The 1,081-nt window shown below is 60.0% G+C and carries 1 pseudogene; it reads right to left on the bottom strand.

Annotation, left to right across the window (positions count from 1 at the left end):
• Positions 1-8: 8 nt before the first annotated feature.
• A pseudogene (locus P0D80_RS50380) lies at positions 9-1,049 on the bottom strand (IS3 family transposase).
• Between the last annotated feature and the right edge of the window lie 32 nt (positions 1,050-1,081).

The following is a 1,081-nucleotide window of genomic DNA, read 5'->3' as shown; positions in this document are numbered from 1 at the left end:
TGTAGTGGTCAAGTTATTTCGGACAGGCAGATAGGTTCTTTCACTGTCGGTTTCGCCTCGTAGGCAGCGGGCGACAGATAGCCCAAGGTCGAATGTAGGCGTACGGCATTGTAGAAGCCGACGATGTACTGGTTGATGTCGCGCCGTGCCTCGTCGTGGTTGGCGTACTGACGCTGCCACACGCGCTCCATTTTCAGGTTCAGGAAGAACCTCTCCATCACTGAGTGTCCCAGCAATTTCCCTTGCGGCTCATGCTGCAAACCACGTGATGCTGCTTCAGCAATGCCTGGTACTCGTCACTCGCATACTGGCTGCCCCTGTCCGAATGCAGGACCAGCCCCCGCGCTGGCCGACGCTGCTGCAGCGCCATGGTCAGTGCCGACATGACCAGTCCGGCCGGCATGGTGGGAGCCATAGACCAGCCGACTACCTTCAGCGTATGCCTGCTGTCGGTCGTCGAGACGAACTTGCGCTTCCAGCTCGTGCGCAGGCCTGCGTCGCGCATCAGCGTACGCACCGGTAACGACCAATACGTAACCCTTGCTCCCGCAGCGCATGCATCACACGCCGGCTGCCATAGCTCGCGCCGCTGGCGGCGAATGCTGCCCTGACGTGGGTCTGTTCCTGCAGGCTCCTTGCGCTCGGCCTGGCACGCCGGTGTGCGTAGTAGCCAGAGCGGCTCACCCGCAAAACCCGGCAGGCGTCACTGACCGATACGGCCTCCTGTTGCAAGTGATTTACCAAGCGGTAAGTCACTTCAGTTCCCGGGCAAAGAAGGCCGATGCTTTTTTTAGCAGTGCGTTGTCCTCTCGCAGCTGGCGGTTCTCTGCTTCAAGTTGCCGGATGCGCTGCTGTTCAGCTGTCAGCGGCTTGCCCTCGCCGGGGCCGCCAGCACGTTCCGCATCGTACTGCGCCACCCAGCGCCGCACGGCTGTCTCAACAAGGTCCATCGACCGGCTGACTTCGCTGACCGATAACCCCTGGTCTCGTACCATCCGTACCACTTCCAGCTTGAAGCTGGCGTCAAATTGTCGGCGCCTTCTTGTCATCTATTGTTTTTCCTCGTCGATTTAGGATTGTC

Origin of the sequence: Paraburkholderia sp. RL17-373-BIF-A (genome assembly GCF_046030175.1) — a bacterium.
Classification (GTDB): domain Bacteria; phylum Pseudomonadota; class Gammaproteobacteria; order Burkholderiales; family Burkholderiaceae; genus Paraburkholderia.
Note: the sequence above shows the minus strand (reverse complement) of the source record. Positions and strands in the feature narration are given on the sequence as shown.